Annotated in this window: 2 protein-coding genes; both read left to right on the forward strand. The window is 79.7% G+C overall.

Features of this window, described 5'->3' with window-relative positions; all coding sequences use genetic code 11:
- Positions 1–37 precede the first annotated feature (37 nt).
- Positions 38–376, forward strand: a complete 339-nt coding sequence (locus tag GTR00_RS21820) for a hypothetical protein (RefSeq protein ID WP_166613579.1) — start codon at positions 38–40, stop codon at positions 374–376.
- A gap of 102 nt (positions 377–478) precedes the next feature.
- On the forward strand, positions 479–778 hold the full coding sequence (locus GTR00_RS21825) for a hypothetical protein (protein ID WP_166613580.1): 300 nt from the start codon (positions 479–481) through the stop codon (positions 776–778).
- Positions 779–886 lie beyond the last annotated feature (108 nt).

The raw sequence follows: 886 nt of genomic DNA on the forward strand, positions 1-886 counted from the left end.
GTGGGTGCGCACCCGCCCACGACGGAGAGGTCGCAGGATGAGCAGCGAGCCCCACGACGCCCCGGTGCCGCGCGACGCCCCGGCGCCCCCCGGCGCGGAGGACCTGGCCGCGGTCGTCGACGAGATCGAGGAGCGGGTGGGCACCGAGGAGCGGCGCGCCGCCGGCCGGGCCCCCGGGGAGGACGAGAGCGCCCCGCAGGACGGCGGTGGCGTGCCCGGCACCCCCACCGGCGACGTCGTGCCCGCCGCGGCCGACGCCGACGCGGGACCCGGCGCGGACGACGGGGGCGCGCCGGAACCGGCGGACCCCACGCTGCGCGAGGACGGCGGCCGGGGCCCCGCCGACGGGGCGCCGGTGTCCGAGCCCTCCGACTGACCCGCCCGCGGGCGCCGCAGCGCGCACGTCCCCCCGGCGGCCGGGTGACATCCCACCCCGGGGGGACGCGCGGCGCCGCGCCCGCGTGGCAGCGTGCGCGCCATGACGGAGACGAACCCCTTCGCGGGGGGCCTGCTCACCCTGTTCCTGGTGCCGACCGAGCGCTCCCTGGAGGAGTGCGCGGAGGTCCTGCAGGCGCACGGGCTGCGGGCGTGGACGGAGCAGCTGCCCCAGCCGTCCGGCGAGAGCGTGGTGGTCGCCGCCGTGCCGTGCGAGCGGGCCCCCTCCACCGACGACATCGGCGACCTGCGCCGCCTGGTCGTGGCCGTGCTGGACGCGCAGGGCCTGGACGCCGACGTGCGCGGCAGCGGGTTCACCGGCGCCCACGCGCTGCAGAGCTGAGGCTGCAGAGCTGAGGCTGCAGAGCTGAGGCTGCAGAGCTGAGGCTGCAGGGCTGAGGCTGCAGGGCTGAGACCGCCGAGCTGGGGCCGCGGGGCTGGGGCCGTGCCC

It is taken from the genome of Kineococcus indalonis (assembly GCF_009906395.1).
GTDB classification, from domain to species: Bacteria; Actinomycetota; Actinomycetes; order Actinomycetales; family Kineococcaceae; genus Kineococcus; species Kineococcus indalonis.